The sequence below is a fragment of the Exiguobacterium sp. S3 genome (genome assembly GCF_018617295.1).
GTDB lineage: Bacteria > Bacillota > Bacilli > Exiguobacteriales > Exiguobacteriaceae > Exiguobacterium > Exiguobacterium profundum.
This window is the reverse complement of the sequence record NZ_JACSJW010000003.1, coordinates 188,202-214,688: the sequence shown is the minus strand read 5'-3', so window position 1 is coordinate 214,688 and position 26,487 is coordinate 188,202. Positions and strand designations below refer to the sequence as shown.

The 26,487-nt window shown below is 48.5% G+C and carries 26 protein-coding genes; 19 read left to right on the top strand and 7 right to left on the bottom strand.

What is annotated here, in order from left to right; translation table 11 throughout:
* Positions 1 to 6: 6 nt before the first annotated feature.
* Positions 7 to 855, bottom strand: coding sequence for an octanoyl-[GcvH]:protein N-octanoyltransferase (gene lipL / locus KNO65_RS09830; protein ID WP_214783783.1), 849 nt, complete (start codon positions 853 to 855; stop codon positions 7 to 9).
* A 102-nt stretch (positions 856 to 957) separates the two neighbouring features.
* Between lipL and KNO65_RS09825 the strand changes: the two genes are divergently transcribed.
* From KNO65_RS09825 to KNO65_RS09815, 3 genes are read left to right on the top strand one after another with little or no spacing between them, the layout of a single operon-like run.
* Positions 958 to 2,253 (top strand): HD domain-containing protein, encoded by a 1,296-nt coding sequence (locus KNO65_RS09825; protein WP_214783780.1) that lies wholly within the window; start codon positions 958 to 960, stop codon positions 2,251 to 2,253.
* Between the two features lie 22 nt (positions 2,254 to 2,275).
* Positions 2,276 to 3,862: a Na/Pi cotransporter family protein gene (locus KNO65_RS09820; protein ID WP_214783776.1), complete on the top strand. Its 1,587-nt coding sequence runs from the start codon at positions 2,276 to 2,278 to the stop codon at positions 3,860 to 3,862.
* 22 nt (positions 3,863 to 3,884) lie between these two features.
* Positions 3,885 to 4,538 carry a zinc dependent phospholipase C family protein gene (locus tag KNO65_RS09815; protein ID WP_214783773.1) on the top strand — a complete coding sequence of 218 codons (654 nt, stop codon included), beginning with the start codon at positions 3,885 to 3,887 and terminating at the stop codon, positions 4,536 to 4,538.
* A gap of 52 nt (positions 4,539 to 4,590) precedes the next feature.
* Here the strand turns inward: KNO65_RS09815 and KNO65_RS09810 are convergent, their stop codons facing one another.
* Entirely contained in the window at positions 4,591 to 4,779 is a 189-nt protein-coding gene (locus tag KNO65_RS09810; RefSeq protein ID WP_012727443.1) for a 2-hydroxymuconate tautomerase, read from the bottom strand.
* Positions 4,780 to 4,927: 148 nt separating this feature from the next.
* Here KNO65_RS09810 and ypfJ point away from each other — a divergent pair, with 148 nt between their 5' ends.
* The 9 genes from ypfJ to KNO65_RS09765 all read left to right on the top strand — a co-directional run bounded on the left by ypfJ (position 4,928) and on the right by KNO65_RS09765 (position 13,273).
* The gene (ypfJ, locus tag KNO65_RS09805; RefSeq protein WP_214783770.1) at positions 4,928 to 5,782 is read left to right on the top strand and encodes a KPN_02809 family neutral zinc metallopeptidase; all 855 of its coding nucleotides are present in this window, start codon (positions 4,928 to 4,930) and stop codon (positions 5,780 to 5,782) included.
* A 94-nt stretch (positions 5,783 to 5,876) separates the two neighbouring features.
* The gene (locus tag KNO65_RS09800) at positions 5,877 to 6,725 is read left to right on the top strand and encodes a MurR/RpiR family transcriptional regulator (protein WP_031422140.1); all 849 of its coding nucleotides are present in this window, start codon (positions 5,877 to 5,879) and stop codon (positions 6,723 to 6,725) included.
* On the top strand, positions 6,722 to 7,183 hold the full coding sequence (locus KNO65_RS09795) for a GNAT family N-acetyltransferase (protein WP_214783767.1): 462 nt from the start codon (positions 6,722 to 6,724) through the stop codon (positions 7,181 to 7,183). Before KNO65_RS09800 ends, KNO65_RS09795 begins: the two co-directional genes overlap by 4 nt.
* A 107-nt stretch (positions 7,184 to 7,290) precedes the next feature.
* Positions 7,291 to 8,184, top strand: coding sequence for an N-acetylmuramic acid 6-phosphate etherase (gene murQ, locus KNO65_RS09790; protein WP_214783763.1), 894 nt, complete (start codon positions 7,291 to 7,293; stop codon positions 8,182 to 8,184).
* 13 nt (positions 8,185 to 8,197) lie between these two features.
* The gene (locus tag KNO65_RS09785; RefSeq protein WP_214742159.1) at positions 8,198 to 9,571 is read left to right on the top strand and encodes a PTS transporter subunit EIIC; all 1,374 of its coding nucleotides are present in this window, start codon (positions 8,198 to 8,200) and stop codon (positions 9,569 to 9,571) included.
* 60 nt (positions 9,572 to 9,631) lie between these two features.
* Positions 9,632 to 10,681: a DUF871 domain-containing protein gene (locus KNO65_RS09780; RefSeq protein WP_214783759.1), complete on the top strand. Its 1,050-nt coding sequence runs from the start codon at positions 9,632 to 9,634 to the stop codon at positions 10,679 to 10,681.
* A 55-nt stretch (positions 10,682 to 10,736) separates the two neighbouring features.
* Positions 10,737 to 11,240, top strand: coding sequence for a YwhD family protein (locus tag KNO65_RS09775; RefSeq protein ID WP_214783756.1), 504 nt, complete (start codon positions 10,737 to 10,739; stop codon positions 11,238 to 11,240).
* Positions 11,241 to 11,397: 157 nt separating this feature from the next.
* On the top strand, positions 11,398 to 12,675 hold the full coding sequence (locus tag KNO65_RS09770; RefSeq protein ID WP_214783753.1) for a dicarboxylate/amino acid:cation symporter: 1,278 nt from the start codon (positions 11,398 to 11,400) through the stop codon (positions 12,673 to 12,675).
* A gap of 58 nt (positions 12,676 to 12,733) precedes the next feature.
* Positions 12,734 to 13,273, top strand: a complete 540-nt coding sequence (locus tag KNO65_RS09765) for a TVP38/TMEM64 family protein (protein ID WP_031422152.1) — start codon at positions 12,734 to 12,736, stop codon at positions 13,271 to 13,273.
* Here the strand turns inward: KNO65_RS09765 and cls are convergent.
* The 4 genes from cls to KNO65_RS09745 form a co-directional block, all read right to left on the bottom strand.
* Positions 13,249 to 14,778 carry a cardiolipin synthase gene (cls, locus tag KNO65_RS09760; protein ID WP_353047432.1) on the bottom strand — a complete coding sequence of 510 codons (1,530 nt, stop codon included), beginning with the start codon at positions 14,776 to 14,778 and terminating at the stop codon, positions 13,249 to 13,251. The genes KNO65_RS09765 and cls overlap by 25 nt on opposite strands.
* Positions 14,779 to 14,833: 55 nt before the next feature.
* On the bottom strand, positions 14,834 to 15,184 hold the full coding sequence (locus tag KNO65_RS09755; protein WP_214734814.1) for a hypothetical protein: 351 nt from the start codon (positions 15,182 to 15,184) through the stop codon (positions 14,834 to 14,836).
* A 65-nt stretch (positions 15,185 to 15,249) separates the two neighbouring features.
* Positions 15,250 to 16,434: a chloride channel protein gene (locus tag KNO65_RS09750; protein WP_214783747.1), complete on the bottom strand. Its 1,185-nt coding sequence runs from the start codon at positions 16,432 to 16,434 to the stop codon at positions 15,250 to 15,252.
* Between the two features lie 180 nt (positions 16,435 to 16,614).
* A complete protein-coding gene (locus KNO65_RS09745; RefSeq protein ID WP_214783743.1) occupies positions 16,615 to 17,553 on the bottom strand; it encodes an EAL domain-containing protein in 939 nt (312 codons plus the stop codon).
* A 201-nt stretch (positions 17,554 to 17,754) separates the two neighbouring features.
* On the opposite strand from KNO65_RS09745, the gene speE reads away from it, so the two are divergent.
* The 4 genes from speE (at position 17,755) to KNO65_RS09725 (ending at position 21,007) form a co-directional block, all read left to right on the top strand.
* Entirely contained in the window at positions 17,755 to 18,594 is an 840-nt protein-coding gene (speE, locus tag KNO65_RS09740; protein ID WP_012727429.1) for a polyamine aminopropyltransferase, read from the top strand.
* Positions 18,591 to 19,472, top strand: a complete 882-nt coding sequence (gene speB / locus KNO65_RS09735) for an agmatinase (RefSeq protein WP_012727428.1) — start codon at positions 18,591 to 18,593, stop codon at positions 19,470 to 19,472. The genes speE and speB overlap by 4 nt, the downstream gene beginning before the upstream one ends.
* Positions 19,473 to 19,832, top strand: a complete 360-nt coding sequence (locus KNO65_RS09730; RefSeq protein ID WP_031422162.1) for a Na-translocating system protein MpsC family protein — start codon at positions 19,473 to 19,475, stop codon at positions 19,830 to 19,832.
* 218 nt (positions 19,833 to 20,050) lie between these two features.
* Positions 20,051 to 21,007 (top strand): sodium-dependent bicarbonate transport family permease, encoded by a 957-nt coding sequence (locus tag KNO65_RS09725; RefSeq protein ID WP_214774289.1) that lies wholly within the window; start codon positions 20,051 to 20,053, stop codon positions 21,005 to 21,007.
* A gap of 55 nt (positions 21,008 to 21,062) precedes the next feature.
* Here KNO65_RS09725 and KNO65_RS09720 read toward each other — a convergent pair whose 3' ends face one another.
* Positions 21,063 to 21,815, bottom strand: coding sequence for a homing endonuclease associated repeat-containing protein (locus tag KNO65_RS09720; RefSeq protein ID WP_214774291.1), 753 nt, complete (start codon positions 21,813 to 21,815; stop codon positions 21,063 to 21,065).
* Positions 21,816 to 22,208: 393 nt separating this feature from the next.
* On the opposite strand from KNO65_RS09720, the gene KNO65_RS09715 reads away from it, so the two are divergent.
* Genes KNO65_RS09715 through KNO65_RS09705 form a run of 3 tightly spaced genes read left to right on the top strand, consistent with a single transcriptional unit; the run spans position 22,209 to position 26,487 of the window.
* Complete coding sequence (locus tag KNO65_RS09715) at positions 22,209 to 24,119, top strand: polysaccharide biosynthesis protein (RefSeq protein WP_214774293.1); 1,911 nt, start codon at positions 22,209 to 22,211, stop codon at positions 24,117 to 24,119.
* Positions 24,116 to 25,144: an NAD-dependent epimerase gene (locus KNO65_RS09710; RefSeq protein WP_214774295.1), complete on the top strand. Its 1,029-nt coding sequence runs from the start codon at positions 24,116 to 24,118 to the stop codon at positions 25,142 to 25,144. The genes KNO65_RS09715 and KNO65_RS09710 overlap by 4 nt, the downstream gene beginning before the upstream one ends.
* Positions 25,144 to 26,487 (top strand): phenylacetate--CoA ligase family protein, encoded by a 1,344-nt coding sequence (locus KNO65_RS09705; RefSeq protein WP_214783740.1) that lies wholly within the window; start codon positions 25,144 to 25,146, stop codon positions 26,485 to 26,487. The genes KNO65_RS09710 and KNO65_RS09705 overlap by 1 nt, the downstream gene beginning before the upstream one ends.

Below are 26,487 nucleotides of genomic sequence, written 5' to 3'. Positions count from 1 at the left end.
GATGAATCACTCCTCTGTTAGTTGTTGTTCAATGTCGCGTAACGGTTCATTCCGTTTCCACATGCGTTCGAGCTGACTTGCAAACATCGTTTGCTCGTCTGCCGTTAATGTCGCGTTTTGGAGCGAACTGACAGTGGAAAGAACGCGGTAGGTCCGAGTGAGGACATCTTGCACGGTAAGTGGGATCCCAAGCAAGTCTTCAAGTGAAGCCATCGTTTCCGGTACAATGGTTGGGTACGTGAACTTTGTCTCTTCCCCTTGGATGGCAAGGTCGTAAAAGTCACGGATGATTTCAGCACGTGCGCTTCCGCTCTGTCTTACGCTCAAGTAAATTTGAACGGCGACACCGCCACGAACGCGTCGTTGCGAAATACCTGCGAACTTTTTGCCGTCAATCGACAAGTCGAAACTTCCTGGACAGTATGAACCGACGACTTCACCTGGGACGATGTCATTCGTGACGTCTTGGAACATGTGTTGGATGAGCGAGGTCATGGCCTCATAGCCGCTGTCGATTTGAATCCCGTCCTTCTCTGGTAAAATTAAAGAAAGGTTGAGGACGTCATCGTCTAGCACCACGGCTAAACCGCCTGAGTTTCGGACGACGGGACGGAATCCATGTTCATGTAAGTAACGAATTCCCTCTTTCAAATGAGGCAGCCGAGCATCCTGGATTCCGAGTACAATCGTATCGGTGTGCACCCATGCCCGCAAGACGGCACCTCGTTCTTGCGTTGACGCACATAACGTATCATCGGTCGCAAACGATTGTTCCGCTTGAAACATCGTGCCAAGACTCGACTGATCGATGATGCGATAGCTCGGTTGTCGTAATAATGGATGGATCATATTCATTAATTCCTTTTCACAAAAAAATTTTCCTCCTCATTATAGCATGGAGGGAACGATTCGTTTGAAGTCGAATCTAGAACATAACGAAACGTAGGAGGGCATGTCATGTACTCGTCTCGAGGACAACTATCTGGATCGAAAGTATTTAAGGATCCGGTACATCGATATATTTATGTTTACGATCACCTCATTTGGGAGTTGATCAATACGAAAGAATTTCAGCGTTTGCGTCGTATCAAACAACTTGGAACGTCTTTTTTGACATTTCATGGCGCGGAGCACACGCGATTCCATCATTCTCTCGGCGTCTATGAGATTGCGCGCCAATTGGTTGACCAGTTCCAACAATATCCGGAATGGGATGACCGCGACCGTGAACTGTTGTTAGCGGCGGCGCTTTTGCACGATGTCGGTCACGGCCCATTCTCACACGCGTTCGAGCACGTCTTTTCCGTTCGCCATGAAGTGTGGACCGAGCGCATCATTTTAGGCGATACCGAGGTCAACCAAGTGTTGTCGGAGATGGGTGTCGGGTTTGCGGAAGAAGTGGCCTCCATTATCAACAAGACGCATCCGAATCGCTTGATCGTCAATATGCTCAGCTCACAGCTTGATGTTGACCGGATGGACTATTTGTTACGCGACGCTCACTTTGCGGGTGTCAGTTATGGAAAGTTTGATTTAGAACGCATGTTGCGCGTCTTGCGTCCGGATGAAGACCAAGTCGTGGTCAAGCAGTCGGGGATGCATACGATTGAAGACTATATTATGCGTCGCTATCAAATGTATTGGCAAGTGTACCTTCATCCGGCGACGCGGTCGAGTGATCTTCTCTTAAAAGCGATTCTTGAGCGGGCGCAGGAACTCTATGAGGGTGGTTATGAGTTTAACATGACTCCGAAACACTTCTTGCCGATTTTTGAACGCACCGGTATGTCACTCGAACAATATTTGAGATTGGACGAGACGGTCGTCTACTTCTATTTCCAAGAATGGATGGAAGAAGACGATGCCATTTTGGCAGATTTGGCGAGCCGATTCGTGAATCGCCGATTACTAAAATATAAGAACTTCCCGGAAGCGAATCGTGTTCGTTATATGGAGCGCTTGCGACAGACGATGGAGACGATTGGGCTTCCACCGACATACTATCTGCTTGAAGATCAGTTAAGCCAGTTGCCATATGACTTATATAAAGGACAAGGCAAATACGAGGGGATTTATCTACAGATGAATGACGGGGAGCGTAAAGAGATTTCTGAGGTCTCAATGCTCGTTCAATCGATTTTGAACTCGAGACAGTCGGACGAGAAAATTTATTATCCGGAAGATGTGTTGTTGAATTTAAAAGATTATGCGAATGAAAAATCGTGGATATTATCGACATTGAAGGACGAGTAAACACGCAAAGGGGCGTGACACGATGGAGATTGCGACACTGGTTGGTGGGATCGGGATTTTTTTACTCGGGATGACGTTACTGACAGATACGCTCAAAAAATGGGCGGGTACGCGGTTACGACATCGGTTGAATCAGTTCACCGACGGCTCTTTATCTGGAGCAGCACTGGGCGCGATGCTGACGGCCCTGTTTCAATCTTCCTCGGTGACGACACTGATGACGATTGGGTTTGTGAGTGCGGGGCTCCTGACATTCACGCAATCGTTACCTCTCGTCATTGGAGCTAATGTAGGGAGTGCGACGACGGGATGGATCATTGCCATCCTCGGCTATAACTTAGACGTGCGACAGTTGTTTCTGCCGCTCATTGGAATCGGGATGGCGTTCCGTCTCTCTCGCCCACGCCTTCGCCGAGTGGGACTGTTGCTCGTCAGTATCGGGTTGATTTTTGTTGGGATTGGGACGCTACAAGAAGCGATGCGGGATGTCGTCACGTTCTCGTTTGGCTCGGCCGGTGAGATGACCGTTCTGCATCAGGCACTTCTGATCGGAGTCGGTTTTTTGATGACCGCCGTCCTTCAGTCGTCGACGATTGGACTCGTCTTAACGATGACGACCCTTGCGACGGCGGCGATTTCGCTCCCGCAGGCTGCTTATTTAGTGCTCGGTCAGAGTGCGGGGACGAGCCTCGTCGTGGCACTCGGTTCAATCGGAGGATGGAAGTCAGCCCGACGCATTGTATTGGGGCATGCCATCTACCACGTGTCGATTGTCATCATCGGATGGCTGACGTTCCCGGTTCTCTTCGAGGTCGTCAATCGAGTAGCCGATTGGTTCAACTGGAACGATTTGTTGCGTCTCGCCTTATTCCATACGACATTCCATCTACTGGGTGTGATCTTATTCCTGCCTTTTTATCAAACATTCGCACGCCGATTATTGAAGTGGGTTCCGAGCCGCTCTGAAAAATTGACACGTCTGCTTGATAAAAACATGTCACAACTCCCGACCGTTGCTTTGGAAGCGGCACGACGTTCCTTACTTGAAATCGAGCGTTATTTAGGGAACGAGACCGAGTTGCTTGTCCGTGAGGGTCGTCTTCGTGAAGATGAGTTGACGCTCGTCGACAAGACGCTGAGCGATGTCCGTGTCTTTTTGAGCACGATACGTCTTGAGGATGATGGAAAGCAAAATGATTATGGTCAGCATCTCTCTCTCTTGCATACGATTGACCATCTCGAACGCTGGTTATACGTCTTGCGAGAAGTCGAACCGGTCCACGCCCTTCGGGACACGGACTTTTTAGCAGCACGAGAACTCGTGTTACATGAGCTTGACCTTGTGAATCAACTGAACCATCATACGCCACCGGAGGATTCAAAACTATGGAAACAGGCCTCGAAACAACTGGCGGAATATCGGAAAGCACACCGCTCGGAGCTGCTAGAAGAAACGGCGGCGAATCAGTTAGAGATGGATCAGACGATTCAAAAAGTGCAAGTACTGCTCTGGCTCGACCGTATCGGCTACCACATCTGGCGAGCGACACGTCATTTGATTAAACCGACCGTACCGAGTGAACGGTTCGACGTGAACCGAGAAGACTAAATGAACAGTGGAGGAAATAAAAATGGCAACATGGGTGACTCACTTTCGAATCGCAGAGAAAATTCTTGAAACGGATTTCTCGTTTGAACGCATACCTTTTTTAGTAGGAAATATTGGTCCGGACTGTGGATTGGTTGGAGCGGACGGACGTCCTGAACCACCTAAAACCATCACGCATTTTAAAACAGAGAACGGGATTTCCTCTGACTTGTTCAAGCAGACGTATTTAGATGGAGGCACCACGACATCGAATACAGAATGGTCTTATTTAGTCGGTTACTACCTTCATCTAGTCACAGATGAGTATTGGGTTCGATTGACCCGTGCGAAAAAAGAAGAACCGATTGTACAGGCGATCGTCGGGACACCAGACTATACCCGTTTAGTCAAAACAGACTGGTATGGGATTGACTTTGAGTACTTGGCAAAACATCCGAATCATATCTTTTGGACGGATTTCTGTCACATTGACTCGTTCGAAGACGTCTTACCGTTTTTCCCTCAAGGACAGACGGGGCAACAAATTCAAAACATCACGTCCTTCTATAAAACCCATCCGTTTGACCCCCAGCATGAATATGTATATATGTCACCTCCAGAGGTCGATGATTTCATTGAAGAGGTTCTTTTTGGGCTACAAGCGAAGATTCAAGAAGTTCAACGTATACATATTTGACGTAATGCTTAGACAAAAAAACGGACCCCGATTCAAGGAGTCCGTTCGTCGCTTACTTCTTATCTGCGTGCATGACGCCGGCTTGACCGTAATGTGTCGCATCCATCTCTTCGATGAAGACGGTGATGTTTTCTTTTGGCGCATTCGTCGTCTCGGAGACGGCATCCGTCACCTTTTCGATTAACGCACGTTTTTGTTCCACGGTACGGCCCGGGAGCATTTTTACCGTTACATAAGGCATGGGTCATTCCTCCTTTGCTGAAGTCTCTTTCATTGTAGAGAATCCCCTTCCTCTAGAAAAGAAAATTCTCATCTACCGAGAAACATGAGCTCACTTTTACCGGATTTGGGGTAATAAACAACACAGAGCGAATGTAGGAGGAATCGGGATGAAGTGGAAAGGAAGACAACAGAGCCGAAACGTCGAGGATCGACGTGGCCGTAGCATCGGAGGGAAAGGGATTGCCGGGGTCGGGGGTGGTCTCGGATTGATTCTCGTCATCGTCTTTACATTATTGAATGGGGGAAGCCCGACGGATTTCGTCAACAACATGGGACTCGGGGAACCTCAATCGGAGGGGACGTATACGGGAACTGCTCGTGAAGAGGAGATGGCAGATTTCGTAGCGGTCGTCTTGAAGGATACAGAAGAAGTGTGGACAGACATCTTCGCTGAAAATGGGATGACGTATGAAGAGCCGACGCTCGTCCTATTTTCCGGACAGGTTGAATCCGCTTGTGGTATTGCTGGCTCGGCTGTTGGTCCGTTCTATTGTCCCGGCGACCAAAAATTATATATCGATTTGAGTTTTTATGATGAACTGAGTCAACGTTTCAATGCACCAGGAGATTTCGCGATGGCTTATGTTGTCGCACACGAAGTCGGACACCATGTCCAAACGCTTCTCGGGACGACAGAAGAGATCATGCCGCTTCGGAACGAGATGAGTGAGACCGAATTCAATCGCTATCTCGTCCGCTTCGAGTTGCAGGCAGACTACTATGCGGGCGTATGGGCCCATCACGCGCAAGGGTTAGGGTATCTTGAAGCGGGGGACGTGGAAGAAGCGATGAATGCCGCGCATCAGATTGGCGATGACACGCTGCAGCGACAGGCACGTGGATATGTGACGCCAGACTCGTTCACGCATGGGACATCGGAACAACGCATGCGGTGGTTCGAGAGAGGATTTGAGAACGGATCGATTCAAGGTGGCGACACGTTCAATACGAACAACTTATAGATCGGGCGTACGCTCGATCTTTTTAGGTGATTGGAATATGGGGAAGGAATCCGCTATCATAAAAGAACAACAGTTGCAGGAAGGGGATGACCAAATGGAATCCTTACTTACGAAAATTGATTTAGCGAAAGAGGATATGACAGCGGTCGAAAAGAAAATCGCCGACTATATTTTGTCCCATTCAACACTCATTCCAAACATGACGACAAAAGAGCTTGCGCAAAAGACGGATGTATCCGAGGCGAGTATCGTTCGTTTCGCACGAGTCGTCGGGATCGATAGTTTTAAAGCGTTCAAGCTCGCGCTCGTGAAAGACTTGGCTGTCACGGAGACGACGCTGACGGACTTTAACGTCCTCCAGCAAAAGGACACGCCGTATGACTCGTTCCAAAAAGTCATCCATGTGAACAAAGCAGCCATCGAGGCGTGCGCCGAAGCGATGGACAAACGAGAACTTGAACATGCGGTGGACCTGTTCGCTCGTGCGAACCGCGTCATCTTTTACGGAGTCGGGGGGTCTTCGACGGCGGCAATTGATGCGCAATATAAGTTCACGAAACTGGGATATGCGGCCACGACCTCGCCCGATTTTCATTATATGTTGTCGCTGATTCCGCATTTAGGAAAGTCTGATGTATTCGTCGCAATCAGCACGTCCGGACGAACGAAAGATGTGCTCGAGCTCGTCCGATTTGCGAAAAAGAAACGTGTTCCGGTCATCGCCATCACCAATTTAGATAAATCACCACTCTATCGGGAAGCAGACGTACGACTCTGTACACCGAACGTGGAGAGTGACTTCCGAATCGCCAGTATCGCCTCACGGATGACGCAATTGACGATTGTCGATACGTTATATATGGGACTCCTCCACCGGAAGGGAGAAGGCTTGATTGATCGATACGCAGAAGCCCGGGATGAGATGGTGAAATTGCGCCGATGATTCGACCATACACTGCCGAGGATCGACCGGCGTTAGAAGATTTTTTAATGCATCAACATATCTTCGCTCGGTTGAATGAACAATCTGTCGAGATGTTTCGTGACGAGAACGTGGCGGATTTTGAAGCGGATGGCACCGTCAGTCTCATTATTCGTGAAGATGGACGGGTTGTCGCCATCGCGGACCTGTTGAAACGACATCCCGTGGACGGTTCGCTTTGGCTCGGATTGTTCGTCGTCGATGAGACCCTTCACGGGACTGGCTTGGCGCAAACGTTATATGAGCAAGTGGAAGAAGAGTATATGCGCCCGTATCAAATGGAGTTTCGGTTAGGCGTGCTTCCTCATAATGTTAGAGCTCGCCGATTTTGGGAGCGAAACGGATACGTGTATGAGAAGGATTCGATCACGAATAAAGGAACACGCGTGCACGTCTTGAAGAAACGACTCATTCGTTAAGAGTGAGTTTTTCTTTAAAGTTTTTTTGAAATTAAATTTCATAAAAATTAAATTATAAATTGACTTTAAATTTCAATATAGTACGATGAAATCATAGAGAAGAAAGGATGGTGGCGATGCTAGATAAATTGGCTACAGAAAGACGGAATGAACGAACGATGCACCTGGACGAGATGTCGATTGAGGAACGATTGGCGATTATGAATGCAGAGGATCAACAAGTTCCTCAAGTGATTCAAGAGCAACTCCCGGTCATCACCCAAGTCGTGGAGCGAGTCATCGCATCCTTTCGTAAAGGCGGTCGCTTGATTTATATCGGTGCAGGTACGAGCGGACGTTTAGGGATTCTAGATGCAGCAGAGTGTGTGCCGACGTTTGGAGTATCACCTAATCAAGTCATCGGACTGATTGCCGGTGGCGAACGCGCGCTCATTCAGGCCGTCGAGGGAGCAGAAGACAGTAAAGAATTGGCAGTCACAGATTTGAAAGCGCTTCACTTAACGGCGGAGGATACGGTCGTTGGGATTGCAGCGAGCGGTCGAACGCCATATGTGGTCGGAGGTCTCGATTACGCACGGGAACTCGGTGCCACAACCGCTTCGATTTCATGCAATCGCGATGCAGTCATCAGTCGACATGCCGATTATCCGATTGAAGTGGAGACGGGACCGGAAGTACTGACCGGTTCGACGAGATTGAAGGCGGGAACGGCACAAAAACTTGTCCTCAACATGATTTCGACGACGTCGATGATTGGAGTAGGTAAAGTGTATCAAAACTTGATGGTTGATGTGCAACCGACGAATGAAAAGTTAGAAGTGCGTGCCAAGCGGATGATTGCAGAAGCGACAGGGGTCGACATGGAAACGGCCGCGCGTTATTTTGTGTCATCCAAGGGGCACGTCAAAACGGCAATCGTCATGATTTTAGCGGACGTCTCTTATGAGGAGGCTGTCAAACGATTAGAGCGTGCGAACGGATTCGTCCGCGAGGCGCTATAAGGGGGAAATCGAGATGAAGAAAGAAGAGGTTTTAGCACGGGATATCCTCGCACATGTCGGGGGGAAAGAGAACATCCGTCAACTCGCGCATTGTATGACACGTGTACGATTGACGCTGAAAGATGGGACGAAGGCAGACATTGATGCACTGAAAAAGATTGACGGGGTCATGGGTGTCATCGATGATGAGACACTACAAATCGTCGTCGGTCCAGGTACCGTAAACCGGGTCGCAGATTATATGAGTCATGAGACGGGGCTCGCCATCGGGGAAGAGTCGGTAGATGCGAACTTGACGTTAGAGGAACGTGCGGCGGTCGAACGCCAGAAGGTGAAAGAAAAGCAAAAATCACCGTTCAAACGATTCCTTCGCCGCCTCGGGAACATCTTCATTCCGCTCATTCCGGGACTTGTCGCATCGGGGATCATTAACGGGGCTGCGAACTTTGCTGTCAACGCCGGCGTCGACCGGACGGAGACGTGGATGCAGATTCTACTCGTACTCGGTAGCACGGTCTTCGCGTATTTGGCCATCCTTGTCGGTTGGAACACGGCAAAAGAGTTTGGAGGAACGCCGGTACTCGGGGCGATTGCCGGGGGGATCCTGTTCAACCCGCTCCTCGCGGACATCGTCATTTACGGAGAACCGCTCGTCGTCGGGCGTGGTGGATTATTCGGTGTTATTTTTGCCGGTTGGCTCATGACGTATATCGAGAAGCACATTCGTCGCTTCATGCCGGTATCCATTGATATTATTTTCACACCACTCTTTACAGTCTTGATTGTTGGATTTACTGCTTTGTATGCAATCATGCCGGTCGCTGGCGTATTGTCAGACGGTATCATGAGAGGAATCAATGCGACGCTCGAATTTGGGGGACCTGTCGCAGGGGCACTCTTGGCCGGATTCTTCTTACCGCTTGTCATGGTCGGGTTGCATCACGGTTTGACACCAATCCATTTGGAACTGTTGAACACGGTCGGAACGACGGCCCTTCTCCCGATTTTGGCGATGGCCGGGGCGGGTCAAGTCGGTGCAGCGCTTGCCATCTTTGTGAAAACGCGCAACCCACGCCTTCGTAACATTATCAAAGGGGCCATTCCGGTCGGATTCCTCGGAATCGGGGAGCCGCTCCTATACGGGGTCACGCTTCCGCTCGGACGTCCGTTCTTAACGGCATGTCTCGGGGCTGCGGTCGGTGGCGCCTTCCAAGCGACAATGAAGACAGCGGCGCTCGGAATCGGTGTGTCGGGTCTCTCGCTCACCCCGCTGATTGATAATGGTATGTATTTGACGTACATTGCCGGATTACTGATTTCATATACGGCAGGCTTCCTGTTCACTTATTTCTTCGGTTTCAAAGAAGAGATGGCGGACGGGATTTGACAAACAAAGATGGCTCGGTCGAGTCATCTTTTTCTATACGTTTTGTGAGGAGGGAAATAGATGAGAGGGATTTCCGTTTACTTAAGTGAGGAACTGACGTCTGTGTCCATTGATTGGATCGAACGTATGCGAGAGAGCGGGTTTGCGAGTATCTTCACGTCGCTCCATATTCCGGAAGACGATCCGACAACCTATACGGAACGACTTCAGCAATTAGGTGTGTTGGCAAGGCGTCTAAAGATGGAACTCGTGGCAGATATCGCCCCGTCGTCTCTACAGACGCTCGGTAAGACCTGGGAAGATGCGCATACGCTGTTGGAGTGGGGCGTCACCGGGTTACGTGTTGACTATGGTGTCACACCGAAACAAGTGGCAGATTTGTCACGACATATGATGGTCGCCCTCAATGCGAGTACGCTCACGGAAACGCAGCTTGAAGAGATGCATCGGTATGGATTACAACGAGAACGCGTAGAAGCGTGGCATAATTTTTATCCTCGTCCGGAAACCGGGCTGGACCGTGCATGGTTTGATGAAAAAAATCTTTGGCTCCGGTCACAAGGAATCAAGGTACAAGCATTCATCCCTGGAGATGAACGGTTACGTGGCCCCCTTCATGAGACATTACCGACACTCGAGATGCACCGCCATCAGTCTCCGTTTTCGTGTTATATCGATTTACAAGCGACGGTCGATCGAATCTTGATTGGCGACCCACGTATATCCGATCAGACGATGCGACAGTTTCGGGCGTACGACGAGGGCGTCATCGTTCTTCGAGCGACCACACGAAACCATGATGATTCGCTTATAACCAGTCACACGAATCGGATGGACCCGGCTCGGGACGTCATCCGTTCGGTCGAATCGAGAGCGTATGGACGACCAGGCCATCATTTGATTCAACCGCGAGATACAGAAGAACGAGTGCTCGGCAGTATCACAATCGACAATGAACGTTACGGGCGCTATGCAGGGGAACTGCAAATAACGAAGCGGGATTTACCGGCAGATGAGCGCGTCAATGTGATCGGCAGGATCATTGAAGAAGATCGTTCATTAATCCAACAGATCGGTCCAGGGGGACGCTTCCAAATCGAGTGGGTGTGACTCAGGATTGCCACCATCCTATATCATTGTGTACAGTAGAGAGGGAGGGTGGAACATGAAAGACATTAATTTTAATATCATTTCAGACGACGCGACGGACGGGCACGGCGGTTTTGGTGTCGGTTCGCTTAGTTTAAATAACATGTCTCCGGTCATCATCGATGTCGAAGAAGGCGTTGCGACAATCGATATGGGTGCGATGCACGCCAAGTCTGCCATCGAGAAACGGATCAAGTTTTTGACGGATCCGGAAGCGGTACCGAACGGGAAACCATACTGGATCGTGTGGGTGACGGTCGGTCGGAAACGAGAAGGCTTTTACTATGGCGGCGTCGCGGCATGTGACATGTTGGTAGATGTCGAAGCGAGACGAGGCTATAAACTATTGCCTTATCACGTCAATCAAATGGACAAATCGTTGAAGGGTCGGATTTTAATCGAGATGATGGACGCTCCGTCCCGTGGCGTATTAGCGAGCTTCTTACAAGAACATCGCCCTGAGATTTGGGCAAACTCGACTGAACTTCATGCAGAGCTCGAGCGCTTAGGCGCCGAGTAAAAAGATTGGACGATTTTTTCGTCTCCAATCTTTTTTGTTTCGCATTTTTGGGAGTAACAGGAAATTATGTAACTGAAGAGATATTCATTTGTAATTGTATGAAAATTCAGTATTATGATATACTGACTACATTGTGAAAAAAAGAAAGGGTGATACGATGAGCGAAACGAAAAAAATCTTAATCGGTCTCGCGCTAGGTGTTGTAGTTGGTCTCGGATTGGCAGGATTGCCGGATTCAATTTATGAGATTGTAAATCCGTATATTTTATCTCCAGTCGGAACGATCTTTTTGAATTTAATTAAAATGTTAGTCGTGCCGATTGTCTTCTTCTCGATTATTTTAGGCGTCATGGGTCTCGGGGACCCGAAAGAGCTAGGTCGGGTCGGGACGAAGTCGATTTTGTTCTTCTTAGCGACGACAGCACTCGCAATTATGTTGGCGATGGGCGTCGCATCTGTCTTACAACCAGGGGAGCGTGGGGACTTCCAAACGACAGGTCTCGAATTTGAATCAACGGCGACCGAGGAATCGTCAAATATCGTACAGACATTCGTCAATATGATTCCGACGAATCCGATTACGGCACTCGCTGAAGGAAACATGCTTCAAATCATCGTCTTTGCAGCATTAATTGGATTTGCGTTAATCGCACTTGGGGACAAGGCGAAGACATGGCGTCAATTCGTCAAACAAGGTGATCGCATCATGATGTACCTCATCCATATCGTCATGAAGCTCGCTCCATACGGCGCATTCGCATTGATTGCTTCGGCAATCGGAGGCATCGGTCTCGACGCGGTTGTCGCAATGGCGTGGTATATGATTGCCGTCGTCTTGACGCTATTCTTACATGCAACGATTGTCTACGGGGCAGCGGTTTACTTCATCGGGAAGATGAGCCCAGTCTTCTTCTTCAAGAACTTCTATGAGGCGATGACGTTCGCGTTCTCGACTTCTTCGTCAAATGCGACGCTTCCAGTATCGATGGAAGTCGCACAGAAAAAACTCGGTGTGCCGCGTTCGATTTCGTCGTTCGTACAGCCACTTGGGGCAACGGTCAACATGGACGGAACAGCGATCATGCAAGGGGTTGCGACGATTTTCATCGCGCAAGTGTTCGCTTCTGACTTAACAATGACTCAGTTGTTGACAGTCGTCATCACAGCGGTGCTCGCTTCCATCGGTACGGCGGGTGTACCAGGAGTCGGACTCGTCATGCTTGCGCTTGTGCTTCAGTCAGTCAACTTACCGGTAGAGGGAATCGCCCTCATTATCGGGGTCGACCGTATTCTCGATATGCTTCGCACATCTGTCAACATCACGGGGGATGCGGCATGTGCAGTTGTCGTTTCGAAATTGGAAGAAAAACATTTACCACCAGTCGACGAAGACTCGTGGGATGAGGCAGGCGCGACCTCTTCATCATCGCTATGATATAGTGAAGGACCATGACAAACATGTCATGGTCCTTATTTTGTGAAGAGAAAGAGTGATGATTATGGAATGGGAACTGCTCCCGCTCCCTTTATTTTTGATGATCAGTATTTTATTGAATAGTGTGATTGCGGTCGCCGGTGTCCTCCCGAGTGCTTTTTTGACAGCCATCAATGTGAGTGTGCTCGGTCTCGTTCCGGGCATCCTCGTATCGATTGTCGGGGAGGCAGTTGGCGCTATCGTCAGTTTCATTCTTTATCGGAAGGCGTTACACCGTTATGTCTCTCCGAATGGAAGTCGATTTCAACGTCTCCGGGAGTCCGAAGGAGCCGAGGCTTGGTTTCTCGTCCTCGGGATGCGTCTCATGCCGTTTGTCCCCTCTGGTCTTGTCACGTTATCGGCAGCGTTCAGTCGCATGACGCTTGCCTCGTTCGCTGTCGCGAGCACAATCGGAAAGATTCCTGCCTTGGTCATGGAAGGACTGGCAGTGACGGCAGCGATGCAGTTGACGATCGGATGGCAGCTGTTTTTAGTTGGCGTCGTCGCCATTACGTATCTTGTGTGGCGAATGCGTCAAAGAAGTGGCGAGAAAATGTGACAAAACGCTTCGACGAAACGTTTGCCGGTCGTCTTTTTCCGCAGCATGGTCCAATCGATTAAAATAGACTCTTCAAAATCCTTTAAGAATGCCTCATGCAGTTCTTGAATGGATGTAGTATCGAATTGGGCAATCATCATCTCGTGGTTTAGAAACATACTACGAAAATCGAAGTTGGCTGACCCGACGAGGGCAACTTTGCCATCAATCAGTAGTGTTTTCGCATGGATAAAATGGCGATTGTATTTATAAATTTTGATATTGCGCTTCAACAATTGTTCAAAATAATACTCGGTCGCATGGAAGCTGAACCATTCGTCTCCTTTGCCCGGTACAACGATTCGGACATCGATGCCACTACGACCTGCGACTTCAAGAATGGCCAATAGTTCAGGTGGGGGGACAAGGTATGGGGTGGTGAGCCAAATCGATTCTTTGGCATCCATCAACAGACGCATGAGTCCATCGCGAATCGTGACGTCTTTACCAGGCGATGTGACGAGTAGTTGTGTCGCACCGTTTTGCCCTTTCGGTTCATTCACAAAGTACTGAGAGAGGTGCTCTTCATCTGCGAACAAATCCCATGTTTCATCACTCGTCCCTTGTCCTGCGTATAGCCAGTTCTCGACAAAGAGCTGTTGCAATTCTCGGACGAGCGGACCTTCAAGACGGAGATGGGTGTCACGCCAAAAACCGAGTTTATCATTCTTCCCAAGATATTCATCCCCGACATTCAACCCGCCTGTTAGCGCGATTCGCCCATCCACGACAATCAGTTTTTGATGATTGCGGAAGTTGGCGTTAAACACCAGGTACGGATGCAAAACGGGGTCGAACGCCTGAACGTGGACACGGGACTCCCGTAACGGTTGGATAAACTCTTCCCCGATTTCTTGGCTACCGAGTCCGTCATACAGAAAGCGGACAATGACATTTTCATTCGATTTTTGAATGAGGGCGTCTCTAACTTTTAACGAAATGTCATCCGTCCGAAAGAGGTAGTATTGGATGTGGATATGATCGGTTGCATGGTTGATGGCGTCTAATAATGCATCAAATTTCTGTTCACCGTTGACGAGCAGTTTAGTCGAAGTATGACCATCGGCACCGGATGCGCCTAATTTTTCGAGTGTCCGTGTCAACGGGTAAGACGACACAATATCAGGTGAAGTTTCAATTTTCTCGCTTTCGATTGCTTGCCGTAGCATCCGGATCTCTGATGACGTTCGTTTGAAGCGTCGATGACGGCGTGGCGTACGGCCAAACATGACCCATGCCAAGACACCGATGAATGGAATGAAGAAGACGGTCAGTAACCAGGCGAGCTTCCCTTGAGGTTGTACTTGGTCAAATAGAATTTGCCATCCGACGACGAGCGGTGCGATGATGGCGATTCCAATTAATATAGGAATAAGGACGTCGAGCCAGAACAAGAGACCGATAAGCAAGATGACACTGATCACCATGATGATCAGTTGAATTACGCGACGTTTCAAAGGAAACACCACCTTTCTATATTTCGATGAACGATGAAAACGAGGGGGAATTCCCCCTCGTTTTTTAGTACACGCTGTTCAAAACAGCATTGATTTCATCCGCATAGCGAACGAAGAAGTACACATTCACTGCGAGAGAGAACAAGACGAGGAAGAGACCAAACTGTGCTTTGACCCGATTCCGATTCCAATAGTAGAAGACGGACAAAAGCACTGCCAGTCCCACGAATAGAGCGATGACTTCAACGATTCCCCAGACGATATCTTTGGATAAAAACATGTCGACGATTGTCATGATGACATAGATGAAGACGACTATCCCCATGATCACGACTAAAATAGCTAAAATGATACTAATCCAATCCGAGCTAACCGCGTCAATTAGGTTTTCAATGGCCATTTCATATTCGCTCACAACCGTTCCTCCTTTCGAGAGAGTGCATAACTATTCATCTCTTACCCTTTTTTTCATATCTAAAATCAAGGTTTCGTTGGCGAATGAATGAACGAAGGGAGCGGAATTTTTGAAACGACTGCAACGACTGCGAATACATAGAGCCAACTATTCGGCGGGAAAAAGAGAACGAGTAATACGATAATGGCCAGCGGTTGTCGCATCGCCGTCGCAAGTAAGGCGCTCGTCGTCAAGACGACGGAAAACGTCATATCGATGTCAAACAGTAAACTGAAAAAGTAACCGAGCGTGAATGAAGAAAAAAGAAGAGGATAGATGTGCCCGCCACGCCAACCGGTCGCTAAACAGAATGCGGTAAAGAGCAGTTTCAGTACACTAAACAAAAGAAGGGTGTAGAGCGGAATCAGACGCCACTCGTCGATATACTCAAGGATGGTTTCTTCTCCGGAGAAGAGAAGGTCCGGGTACAAGAGCGCCATCCCACCGATTCCGACTCCACCGAGCGTGGTGAGCAACAAGATGGGGACGTTCGAAAAGAGTTGCATCATGGCATGTTCACTGATTAAGTAAAGCCAGCCGAGAAGAATGCCGCTCAGGACGATCAAGATGACGGTCCAATTGAGTTGAATCGTTTCCATCTCCGGAAATTTGATAATGAATGGTGGACGCTCGTCCAGTTGGTTCAATAAATAAAACGTTCCAATCCCGGCGAGTGTCGCCAGCAGATTTAGCATCGGTTGTTTCTTCTGCTCGTTCTCCTCAGCCGCAATCGCACCAAACAGTGGTGCGTTGAAGACGATCCCGAGCACGACGGCATGACCGACTTCTTGTAATTCTCCTAATTCTTGACGGACGTGACGGATGCGATCCGAAAACCATGTTGTGAGTCCACCGACGATGCCGACGAGCGCGGCCTCAGGACCGAGGCTTGCACCTCCGATGAGGACGAGAAGGGCGGTCAACGTTGTGAATCCAATCAAGCGATAGTCGATACGACCGGTATCTTTTCGTTCTTCCATCACTTCTGGCATGAGACGAGGCATTCGTCCATACCGATGTTGCAACAGACCGATGCATACACCGGCGATAACCGGCACGAGAAACAGATAAAAAGGAATATCAAATTGCTCAGGTACCGTGTGCCATACGACGTGAATCCCTTTATAAACGACAGATAAGAACAGCCAACTTACTAAACCGATGATGACTCCAAGTGCAATTGCATACCCACTGACAATCCATGATTTCATCGACATCTCCACCTCTTTCGCTCACATCAACCTTCTATAATATGCTATCTCCTGAACATCTCTGAACGAAACCTAAAAGTAGATGAAACCATAAGGGGAGGGCGACACAATTTCTGTGACTAAAAAAGAAAAGCACCGGATGTCGACGAGGTCGATTCCTGTGCTTTTGAACGTGTTGACTTATGCGATTTCAATCTTGTATTGATTAGCAGGAGCCGGTTTTCCGAAGAAATAGCCTTGCGCTAAATCGAATCCGAGCTCACGACAGACATCTGCCTCTTCCATACGTTCTACGCCTTCAGCAAGAAGAGTGATCCCCATCGAGTGGGTCAACGCACGCACTTGTCTGAGGAAAGTGCGTTTTTCAGCGTCTTCATCACAAAACGAGATATAGGAACGGTCAATTTTGACATAGTCCGGTTCGAGTCGCTTCAACATATCGATGGTTGAGAAACCTGCCCCGACATCGTCTAGCGCGACTTTCATCCCGCGTTGTTTATAGGTCGAAAACACGTGTTGGAGATGGTCGACGTCATGTACCTTCTCCGTCTCCACGACCTCAAAGATAAAACGGTCCGGGCTGAGGTTATATCGGTCGATGATATCGAACGTGTGCTGGAGACAATAGTCCGGGTTGTAAATCGTCGAGGGTAAGAAGTTGATGAATGTCTTTTGGTGAGGGGCGACGGCTTCAAATGTCGCCTTGATTGCTTCCGCGCGGGCGCGTTGATCGAGCTTCGAATGAAGACCGAAGCGGTTTGCCGTCCGGAATAAATCATAGGGCGAGATGTTGGCGCCGCTACGGAGGAGTGCCTCGTACCCGAATGTTTCCGTAGAATCGAGGAAGATGATTGGCTGGAGGTGACTCTCGAACGTGCCGTGCTGAATCTGTTCAATGATGTGCCGATTGGCAAGCTGATCTTTTAGTGCTTCGACCTCAAGTGGAGGTGTCTGACTGTTGGAGTTATAATCGACACAGTAAACCGTCCCTTCCGCATGCAGAAGGAGCGTATCGAGTTCTTCAAATGATTTATAAGGGTATTCCTTGAATTTCGTGACGAGTGTCCCTTGAGCAATCAAAGGAATTGTTGTGTTACAAGAAGCACAGGGTGACCACATACTATTCCACCTTTCGATTCAGAATTGGTTCAATCAGTATATCGGTCGTATCTCACAAAAAACTCACATTCCGGAGACATTCATCAAAAAAATCGTGCAAAATGGGTACAGGTTTTGTATACTTCCTATCGTATGATTAAGAAGCGCCTCAAAACGCCACTCGCATACGAACAACTTTTTGAACAGAAAGGGGTTCTATCGATGGACCAAAAATTAAAATTATGGTTTACGGAGCACCAAACAGAAGATTACGGGATTACGTTCCGTGTAAACCACGTTTATGAGAGCGAACAAACGGAGTTTCAACGACTAGAGATGGTCGAAACGGACGAGTTCGGAACGATGTTGTTACTTGACGGGATGGTCATGACGACGGATAAGGACGAATTCGTCTATCACGAGATGGTCGCACACGTCCCACTCTTTACACACCCGAATCCGAAGCATGTGCTCGTAGTCGGTGGGGGAGACGGCGGTGTCATCCGTGAAATTATGAAACACCCATCAGTGGAAAAAGCGGTTCTCGTAGATATCGACGGGAAAGTTATTGAATATTCGAAGAAATACTTACCAAATATTGCGGGTGAGCTCGATAACCCGCGTGTTGAAGTCATCGTCGGTGACGGATTCATGCATATCGCGAAGTCAGAAAACGAGTACGACGTCATCATGGTCGACTCGACTGAACCGGTCGGACCAGCAGCCAACCTCTTCACAAAAGGGTTCTATGCAGGGATTTCAAAAGCGCTCAAAGAGGATGGCATCTTTGTGGCTCAAACGGATAACCCATGGTTCACACCAGAACTGATTCAAACGGTTCAACGTGACGTGAAGGAAATCTTCCCAATTACGAAATTGTACACAGCAAACGTACCGACGTATCCGAGTGGCATGTGGACGTTCACAATCGGCTCGAAGAAATACGATCCGGAACAAGTATCAGCGGAGCGTTTCCATGACATCGAAACGAAATACTACACGCCGAAGCTTCACAATGCAGCGTTCGTCCTTCCGAAATTCGTGGAGGACTTAACAAAATGATTAAGCGTTTCGATGAAGCCTACTCAGGTAAAGTGTTTATCGCCAGCCTCCCAGAGGTGACAGAGGCGAAGACGGTTCTTTACGGGATGCCGATGGACTGGACAGTCAGCTTCCGTCCAGGTTCGCGTTTCGGTCCGAACCGGATTCGTGAAGTATCGATTGGACTTGAGGAGTACAGCCCATATTTAGACGGCGACTTGGCTGATGCCGCGGTGTACGATGCAGGCGATATCCCGCTTCCATTCGGGAACGCACCGAAGTCGCTCGATATGATTGAGGCGTTCGTCAAAGATGTCGTCAAAGCAGGTAAGTTCCCACTCGGCATGGGCGGCGAACACCTTGTCACATGGCCGATCATCAAAGCGATGCACGACGTGTACGGCAACGACTTCGTCATCCTCCACTTGGATGCGCATACGGACCTTCGCGATGAGTATGAAGGCGAGCCGCTCTCACACTCGACTCCGCTCAAAAAAGCGGCAAACTTGATTGGACCATCGAACTGTTACTCGTTCGGAATCCGTTCAGGAATGAAAGAAGAGTTTGAGTGGGCACGTGAAGTCGGCTACAACATGCATCAGTTTGAAGTGATTGAACCACTCAAGCGCGTCTTGCCGACACTCGCTGGTAAAAAAGTATATGTCACGATCGACATCGACGTCCTCGACCCGTCAGCGGCACCAGGGACAGGGACACAAGAAATCGGTGGCATCTCAACGAAAGAATTGCTCGAAGCGGTACATGCGATTGCGAACGCAGACCTCGACATCATCGGTGCCGACCTTGTCGAAGTGTCACCAGCATACGATCAGTCAGACATGACAGCCATCGCAGCAGCTAAGATTCTTCGTGAGATGATGATTGGATTCGTGAAGTAAATGCGGAAAAAGGGTCAGCTGGAAATGGAACTGAGCGCTCGGATTACCCAATGGGAAAAAGAATATTTGGGTCGCGGGTCATTGACGTGTAAGGCAGACCTGCTTCGAGACCTCGCCATCGTCACACTCCAAGGCGTGTTGACGCCGGCCGAGTATGACTTGGCTACTAAGTCGTCAGGTCGCGAGCAATTGAAGAAATACCGCAACAATCTCGTCGAATCAGGGCGGAGTCAACTCGAAACGATTGTCGGGCAAGTACTTGGTCGTTCGATTGTCTCGCTCCATACGGACATCAGTACGAAAACAGGGGAGCGTCTCATCGTGTTCCGACTAGATGCCCCTTGGGATCAAACCGATTGACAACGAAACGTTACCTTCTTAAAATGAAAGGCAGAGACGTATATAGGAGCGACTGGACGAGTCATGATGAAGCGTGCTTTCGAAATCTTATGACGGAGCTACTGACCAATTCAATAAACCGACAGTTGTCGGCCTGACGGAGCGATCATTCGAGCCGTCGGCATACAGCGCACGCCTTCTTTAGGTGTGCGCTTTTTTGTCGCCAAGGAGGAAAATGTATGGAATTGTTTTTATTTTTATTGACGAGCGCCCCGGTACTACTGTTTGTGACGGGCGTCATCGCCGCAGTCGGAAAATCAAACTTAAAGATCCCGGATTCACTGAGTACGACACTCAACATTTACTTACTGCTTGCCATCGGACTGAAGGGAGGCATGGGACTCGCCTCGGTATCTTTTGAAGATATCGCATTACCGCTGACAGTGACGTTGTTGATTGGAATTTTGCTACCGCTTCTCGCGTTCTATGTCGGAGGAATGTTCAAATTCTCATTCCCCGAGCGAATTGCCATGGCTGCGACGTTCGGCTCGGTGTCACTCGTCACCTATGTGGCCGCGTCGACACAGCTCGAACGTCTCGGGATTGCATATGAACCGTTCATGACGACATTGGTCGTCGTCCTTGAAATCCCCGGTCTGATTGTGGCGTTGCTCCTATATAATCAGACGCAAGTATTCGGGATCACCGCTACGTCAGGGAAGGCGAACTCTCTATCTGTGCTACGGGAGAGTTTATTCTCGAAAAGCATCCTCTTGATGTTTGCAGGTCTGATTGTTGGACTGGTGACACCAGACGCCACACCACTCAAACCATTTTTCGTCGACTTGTTCCCGGGCGTGTTACTCCTTTTCTTATTAGGTTTAGGGGTAAAAGTCGGACAGCAATTGAAAACGGTCCCGTCATATGGACTGAAATTTATGATGATGGGGATGGTGTTTCCGTTAGTCGGGGCGCTTGTCGGCTTTATTGCAGCGGGAATCGCCAATTTATCTGATGGCGGAACGATTCTCTTGATGACACTCGCAGCGAGTGGATCGTATATCGCCGCTCCCGCCATGTTGCAAGCCTCGGTCCCGGAAGCGAAACCATCGTTTTATTTAACCCTTTCGCTTGCTGTGACGTTCCCGTTCAACTTGTTAGTTGGAATCCCACTATACATTGCCATCGTCACATGAAAAAGCGTCGACTCGGAAAGAGTCGGCGCTTTTTGTATGAGTTCATCTGTACGAGTTACTGCTTTATTTTTTGTTCTTCCATACATTTTAACGCGGCCGTCCAGCTTCCGAACAAGGCATTGATCGTTGATGTGCTCGGGACGTTTCGACCTTCGGCCCATTTCCGGTAGTGGAGGATACTAAAGTGCGGGAGCTCCGTTTTGGCTAACTGCAAGGCATCAATGACATCTTCCTCATCCCATTTACGTTTCGGAGGGGCAATGTCCAAGACAAAAAGCGCATAGCTCCATGAACCGTATTTACGAGCGATTGTCGCTACCGTCGGATAGCCTTTTTCTTGTGCCCATACGGCGTAATGTTGGGACGTGAGGCGCTCTAGCTTTTCAGAGGCTTCAATCAACGCTTGGATGATCCGTTCTTCATTGTTCCGTACCGTCGTCGTTTGAAGCTTGGCTTCGCGTAACGCATTCGACCACGAACCGAACCGGCTACTGATGAGCGTCAAGGAAGGGGCTTGAGAGATTTTTGCCCAGGCACGATACGTTTGGCTCGTGAAAAGCTCAAGTTCTTCCGAAGCCTCAATCAGTGCCGTCAAAATATCTTCATCTGAATAATAGCGATACAACATCTTAATCTCCGCCGCTTGAACGGCTTCCCGCCAAGAACCAAATTTGTAAATCACGGTCGATAGGGAAGGAACGTCTTTGTTTCGGGCCCATAGTGTGTACTGTTTTGTGTCAAATTCTTCAAGTTCATTCGCTGCTTGTCTTAGGCATGAGAGGATCTGTTGCTCTGTCCATCGTTTCATCGTGATGTCTCTCCTTTTCAGAAGCAAGTCGTGGCTTCAAAGGTCATGGTGTGGTTAAACAATGGTGGTCCTGAAGGAAAGCTCGAACATGTGTCCAGTGACGAGTGAGAAGGAAGGGAGTTGAATGGATTGACTACTTTGGGATATTGCGACATAAACAAAATTTTAAAGTGAAAATAATCCAAATGTCCTACCTTCTACTTCCCATAATACCCATATAAATTAAAAATATTCACAAAAGAAAGTAAAAACTCATTACACATTTGTTAAACCGTTTCATGACGAAATGTCATTCGTATCAAAAAGCTATTCTTTTCTTTTGAATTGTGAATCTTGAACGGGTACTTATCTAGCATCAACTTGAAGCTGATTGGGATGGAAGGTGGTGAAAGGATGAGTACTCCAACTGTTCGGTCTCCCATTGATCGAAAAAATGCGCTCTTGATGTTACTCGATATCACGATTGCAGGGCTCGCGATTTTTGTGACGTTTGACCTATTCTTTGCGAATGATCCGACGGTAACGTCTGACCCGCTAGATTTGATCACGATTCTCGGATTGAAGACGCTCGTTCTTCTCATTTTAGGATGGGTGACTCGGGTATACCGAATCGACTGGCGATACGGATCGATGCGTGAGCTGCAATTACTGGCGATTGTTTTGGTCATGAGTGACACGTTCGTCTTATTCGCATCATACGTATTATTGGATGGCTTTTCCTATCAAGCGATTTTTATTCAGAGCTTACTCGCATTTAACGGCATGTTATTTATCCGACTCGTCGCTAGGACACGATCGTTTTTCCAATTTCACGCACCGGTGTCGAATGGAAAAGCTACCTTGGTCATCGGTGGTGGGGAATCGGGTCAAAAAATCATTAAAGAACTGAAAGAACATCGAACGAATGTGCTACATGTGGTCGGGGTGTTGGATGATAATCCAATGCTTCACCGTCTCTACATTCACGGGACACCGGTCATCGGTTCAATCGATTTACTGGAACGAAAAATTGAAGAATTGAATATCGAAGTGGTCGTGTTGGCCATTCCTTCTCTTCCATATGGGGATCGAGTCCAACTATTGAAACGAATCGAAAAGACAGGCGTCGAATCCCATGCATTGCCGATGCTTGCGGAACTCGCATCCGGAAAGGTGTCATTAAATGAGATTCGTGAAGTAGCCATTGAAGACTTGCTCGGCCGTGAACCAGTTCAGCTCGACGTTTCGGAAATCTCTCAGACGTTGAGTGGATTGACCATTTTCATCTCGGGTGCGGGAGGGTCGATTGGCTCAGAGCTTTGTCGTCAATTGATGAAATTTAGTCCAGGAAAATTGATCCTGTTTGGACATGGCGAGAATAGCATATATGCAATCGATCGGGAACTTCGCTTACTCGGATCTGATACAGAGATTTGTCCTGTCATCGGTGACGTCCAAGACCGGGCACGGGTGACGGAAGTGTTTGATCAGTATCGACCGGACGTCGTCTATCATGCGGCAGCCCATAAGCACGTTCCGTTGATGGAAGACAACCCGAGAGAGGCCGTGAAAAACAATATATACGGAACGAAGAACATGGTCGAAGCCGCCGATTTCTTTGAAGTGAAGCGCTTCGTCATGATCTCTACTGATAAGGCGGTCAATCCAACAAACGTGATGGGTGCCACGAAACGAGTAGCAGAAATGATTGTCCAACAGCAGGCGCGACATAGCGAAACGACATTCTCGGTCGTTCGTTTCGGCAACGTCTTAGGAAGTCGTGGCTCCGTCGTTCCGCTCTTTAAAGAACAAATTCAGCGGGGCGGACCGATTACGGTGACGCATCCAGAGATGACCCGATACTTTATGACCATCCCGGAAGCGAGTCGCCTCGTCATTCAAGCGAGCGTACGCGCAAACGGCGGCGAAGTGTTCGTACTGGATATGGGAAATCCCGTCAAAATCGTCGATCTCGCGAAACGGATGATTACGCTAAGCGGCTTCACCCTCGAGCAAATCCCGATTCAGTTCAGTGGCATTCGTCCTGGTGAAAAATTGTTCGAAGAACTGCTTGCGACGAGCGAACATACGAATCAAGTATATGAAAAGATTTTCGTCGGATGTACAAGACCATTTAAATCGGTCGATCCAATTTTGAAAACGATTGAATATCTACTCGATCAATCGAACGGCCTCACGTCTTTCTTGTTGTTTGTCGCAAATAACGAACTGCCAGAAGAAGTGATGGAAAGTATTTTTGCACCACAAATCGAACCGGTACGGATGCGAGTCAACGAGTCAACGCAAAGGAGGAAATCGTTATGAAAAAAACAGTTCTCGTGACCGGAGTGGCCGGGTTCATCGGTTTTCATCTGGCTCGACGGTTGCTAAAAGAAGGACATCATGTCATCGGGATCGATGTGGTCAATGACTATTACGACCCGAGATTAAAAGAATCAAGACTTCATGTGTTGACGCATCCTCGTTTCAAACTCTATCGTGATGCCCTAGAAAATAAGATGGCGATCACGCGTGTCTTTGAAAAAAACCAACCTCAAATCGTGGTCAATTTGGCGGCTCAGGCCGGTGTACGCTACAGCTTAGAAAATCCGGATGCCTATATTCAATCCAACATCGTTGGTTTCTTGAACATCTTGGAGGCTTGTCGTTTCTATCCAGTAGAACAGTTGATTTATGCCTCATCGAGCTCGGTTTACGGTTCGAATCAGGCGATGCCATTTTCCGAACAACACCCGGTCGATCATCCGCTATCCTTGTATGCGGCTTCGAAGAAGGCGAATGAGTTGATGGCTCATACGTACAGCCATTTGTTCGGTCTGAAAACGACGGGCTTGCGATTCTTCAGCGTTTATGGGCCATGGGGACGCCCTGATATGGCACTATACAAATTTACGGAGGCGATTTTAAAAGGCGAACCAATCGACGTCTACAACTACGGTGAGATGGAACGAGATTTCACATACATCGACGACATCATCGAGTCGATTGTCCGACTTATGGATATCGCACCGATGGCAGACGAGGAATTTGATTATGAACATCCTCTACCTGACCGGAGTGACGTCCCGTTTCGTGTCTATAACATTGGAAATCAGCAACCGGTATCCTTGATGGATTTTATTCGGACCATCGAAGAGCGAGTCGGAAAGAAAGCCATCCTCCGCTTGTTACCACTCCAGGCGGGTGATGTACCTGCAAGTTTTGCAGACTCCTCCTCTTTGTATGAATCGATTGACTTTCAACCACAGACGTCGATTCGCGATGGCGTAAACGCGTTTATCGACTGGTACATCGCCTATCATCAAGTGTTGAAGGAGGGCATCGAGTAATGGGGATTTTACAGGATCGGATTTATGCACACTCACCGATTCGCCTCCAAAATTGGCTGGTTTCCTTATATGGAATCAAGTTATATCGGGAGCGATACGGTCAGTATTATGAGCAGGAATTGGAGCGACTGAGACGTGCTCCAAATGAAGCGTCACCTGATGCAAAACTCAATCATTTGAATCAATTCCTACAGTTTTGTAATCAACACAACGTGTACTATCAGCGACTCTTCAAAAAACACGGGGTTACCTTACCCTTAAAGAGCTTAGAAGACTTTAAGCGGATTCCCCCTTTGGAGAAAGAGACGCTTCGAACGGATGAGACCATCTTTTCTAACCTTCATGCCCCGATCATCGGCATGACGGGCGGAACGACGGGGAAATCGATTCAGGTTCGTTTCACCGAATACGATTATCAAATGCGGATGGCGCATCTCGATTTTTTTAAAGAACAACATGGTTTTCACCGCGGGATGAAGCGAGCTAGTTTTACAGGGCGGATGATTTGTCCCCGGACTCAAAAGAATGCAGTGTACTGGCGGTACAATGCCCCGATGAAGCAAATGCTCTACTCGGTCGTGCATTCGAATCCGACGACGATTCCACACTACATCGATTCGTTGAACGAATTTCAACCGGCCGCGCTCGACGGTTCACCTTCCGATATGATCGAAATCGCAAAATATTTGAAAACCCATCAAAAGACGTTATCGTTCCGACCGGTTGCTTTATTTCCGACTTCGGAGACGCTCACACCATCCGGACGACTGTTACTAGAAGAGATGTTCCAAGCGCCGGTTTACGATCAATATGCTTCCTCGGAAGGGGCTCCCATCGTCACGGAGTGCGAGTGCGGGAAGATGCACTTACGCCCTGAGATGGGAATCATCGAGACGGATGCGTTTGGAGAGGCACTCGTCACCAGTTTCACGACACATGGAACACCGCTAATTCGCTACCGCATCGGCGATCGGATGACCATCAGTGAAGCGATGTGTCCATGTGGACGGCATGACACCATTATCGAGTCCATCGACGGTCGTCAAATGAACTATGTTGAGACGCCGGAAGGCTATAAGGTGTTTGAAGGGGACTTGACGGCAGCGGTCGGCGTGTTGCCGAACTCCATTATTCAAATCCAAGTGCTACAACACAAAATAGACGAAATCGAGATGCTGTACGTGAAGGATGAAGCACGATTTGAACCTGAACATGAAGTCGCGCTCCAAAAAGAAGTCGAGCGTCTGTTTACTTCACGGATGAAAGTGCTTCTACGAGATGTGAAGAGCATCAAAAAAGAAAAGAACGGAAAAGTTCGAGTCGTGAAACGACTTTACACTTAG

Excerpts from the sequence above, each read along its gene's own strand:
- KNO65_RS09785 (WP_214742159.1), top strand. The coding sequence starts at position 8,198 with ATGAAGAAAGAAGAGGTTTTAGCACGGGATATCCTCGCACATGTCGGG.
- KNO65_RS09780 (WP_214783759.1), top strand. The coding sequence starts at position 9,632 with ATGAGAGGGATTTCCGTTTACTTAAGTGAGGAACTGACGTCTGTGTCC.
- speB (WP_012727428.1), top strand. The coding sequence starts at position 18,591 with ATGATTAAGCGTTTCGATGAAGCCTACTCAGGTAAAGTGTTTATCGCC.
- KNO65_RS09720 (WP_214774291.1), bottom strand. The coding sequence starts at position 21,815 with ATGAAACGATGGACAGAGCAACAGATCCTCTCATGCCTAAGACAAGCA.
- KNO65_RS09825 (WP_214783780.1), top strand. The coding sequence starts at position 958 with ATGTACTCGTCTCGAGGACAACTATCTGGATCGAAAGTATTTAAGGAT.
- KNO65_RS09730 (WP_031422162.1), top strand. The coding sequence starts at position 19,473 with ATGCGGAAAAAGGGTCAGCTGGAAATGGAACTGAGCGCTCGGATTACC.
- KNO65_RS09800 (WP_031422140.1), top strand. The coding sequence starts at position 5,877 with ATGGAATCCTTACTTACGAAAATTGATTTAGCGAAAGAGGATATGACA.
- KNO65_RS09710 (WP_214774295.1), top strand. The coding sequence starts at position 24,116 with ATGAAAAAAACAGTTCTCGTGACCGGAGTGGCCGGGTTCATCGGTTTT.
- murQ (WP_214783763.1), top strand. The coding sequence starts at position 7,291 with ATGGTGGCGATGCTAGATAAATTGGCTACAGAAAGACGGAATGAACGA.
- KNO65_RS09815 (WP_214783773.1), top strand. The coding sequence starts at position 3,885 with ATGGCAACATGGGTGACTCACTTTCGAATCGCAGAGAAAATTCTTGAA.
- lipL (WP_214783783.1), bottom strand. The coding sequence starts at position 855 with ATGAATATGATCCATCCATTATTACGACAACCGAGCTATCGCATCATC.
- ypfJ (WP_214783770.1), top strand. The coding sequence starts at position 4,928 with ATGAAGTGGAAAGGAAGACAACAGAGCCGAAACGTCGAGGATCGACGT.
- KNO65_RS09750 (WP_214783747.1), bottom strand. The coding sequence starts at position 16,434 with ATGAAATCATGGATTGTCAGTGGGTATGCAATTGCACTTGGAGTCATC.
- KNO65_RS09745 (WP_214783743.1), bottom strand. The coding sequence starts at position 17,553 with ATGTGGTCACCCTGTGCTTCTTGTAACACAACAATTCCTTTGATTGCT.
- KNO65_RS09705 (WP_214783740.1), top strand. The coding sequence starts at position 25,144 with ATGGGGATTTTACAGGATCGGATTTATGCACACTCACCGATTCGCCTC.
- KNO65_RS09715 (WP_214774293.1), top strand. The coding sequence starts at position 22,209 with ATGAGTACTCCAACTGTTCGGTCTCCCATTGATCGAAAAAATGCGCTC.
- KNO65_RS09775 (WP_214783756.1), top strand. The coding sequence starts at position 10,737 with ATGAAAGACATTAATTTTAATATCATTTCAGACGACGCGACGGACGGG.
- KNO65_RS09770 (WP_214783753.1), top strand. The coding sequence starts at position 11,398 with ATGAGCGAAACGAAAAAAATCTTAATCGGTCTCGCGCTAGGTGTTGTA.
- KNO65_RS09820 (WP_214783776.1), top strand. The coding sequence starts at position 2,276 with ATGGAGATTGCGACACTGGTTGGTGGGATCGGGATTTTTTTACTCGGG.
- KNO65_RS09725 (WP_214774289.1), top strand. The coding sequence starts at position 20,051 with ATGGAATTGTTTTTATTTTTATTGACGAGCGCCCCGGTACTACTGTTT.
- KNO65_RS09795 (WP_214783767.1), top strand. The coding sequence starts at position 6,722 with ATGATTCGACCATACACTGCCGAGGATCGACCGGCGTTAGAAGATTTT.
- speE (WP_012727429.1), top strand. The coding sequence starts at position 17,755 with ATGGACCAAAAATTAAAATTATGGTTTACGGAGCACCAAACAGAAGAT.
- KNO65_RS09765 (WP_031422152.1), top strand. The coding sequence starts at position 12,734 with ATGATTATGGAATGGGAACTGCTCCCGCTCCCTTTATTTTTGATGATC.
- KNO65_RS09810 (WP_012727443.1), bottom strand. The coding sequence starts at position 4,779 with ATGCCTTATGTAACGGTAAAAATGCTCCCGGGCCGTACCGTGGAACAA.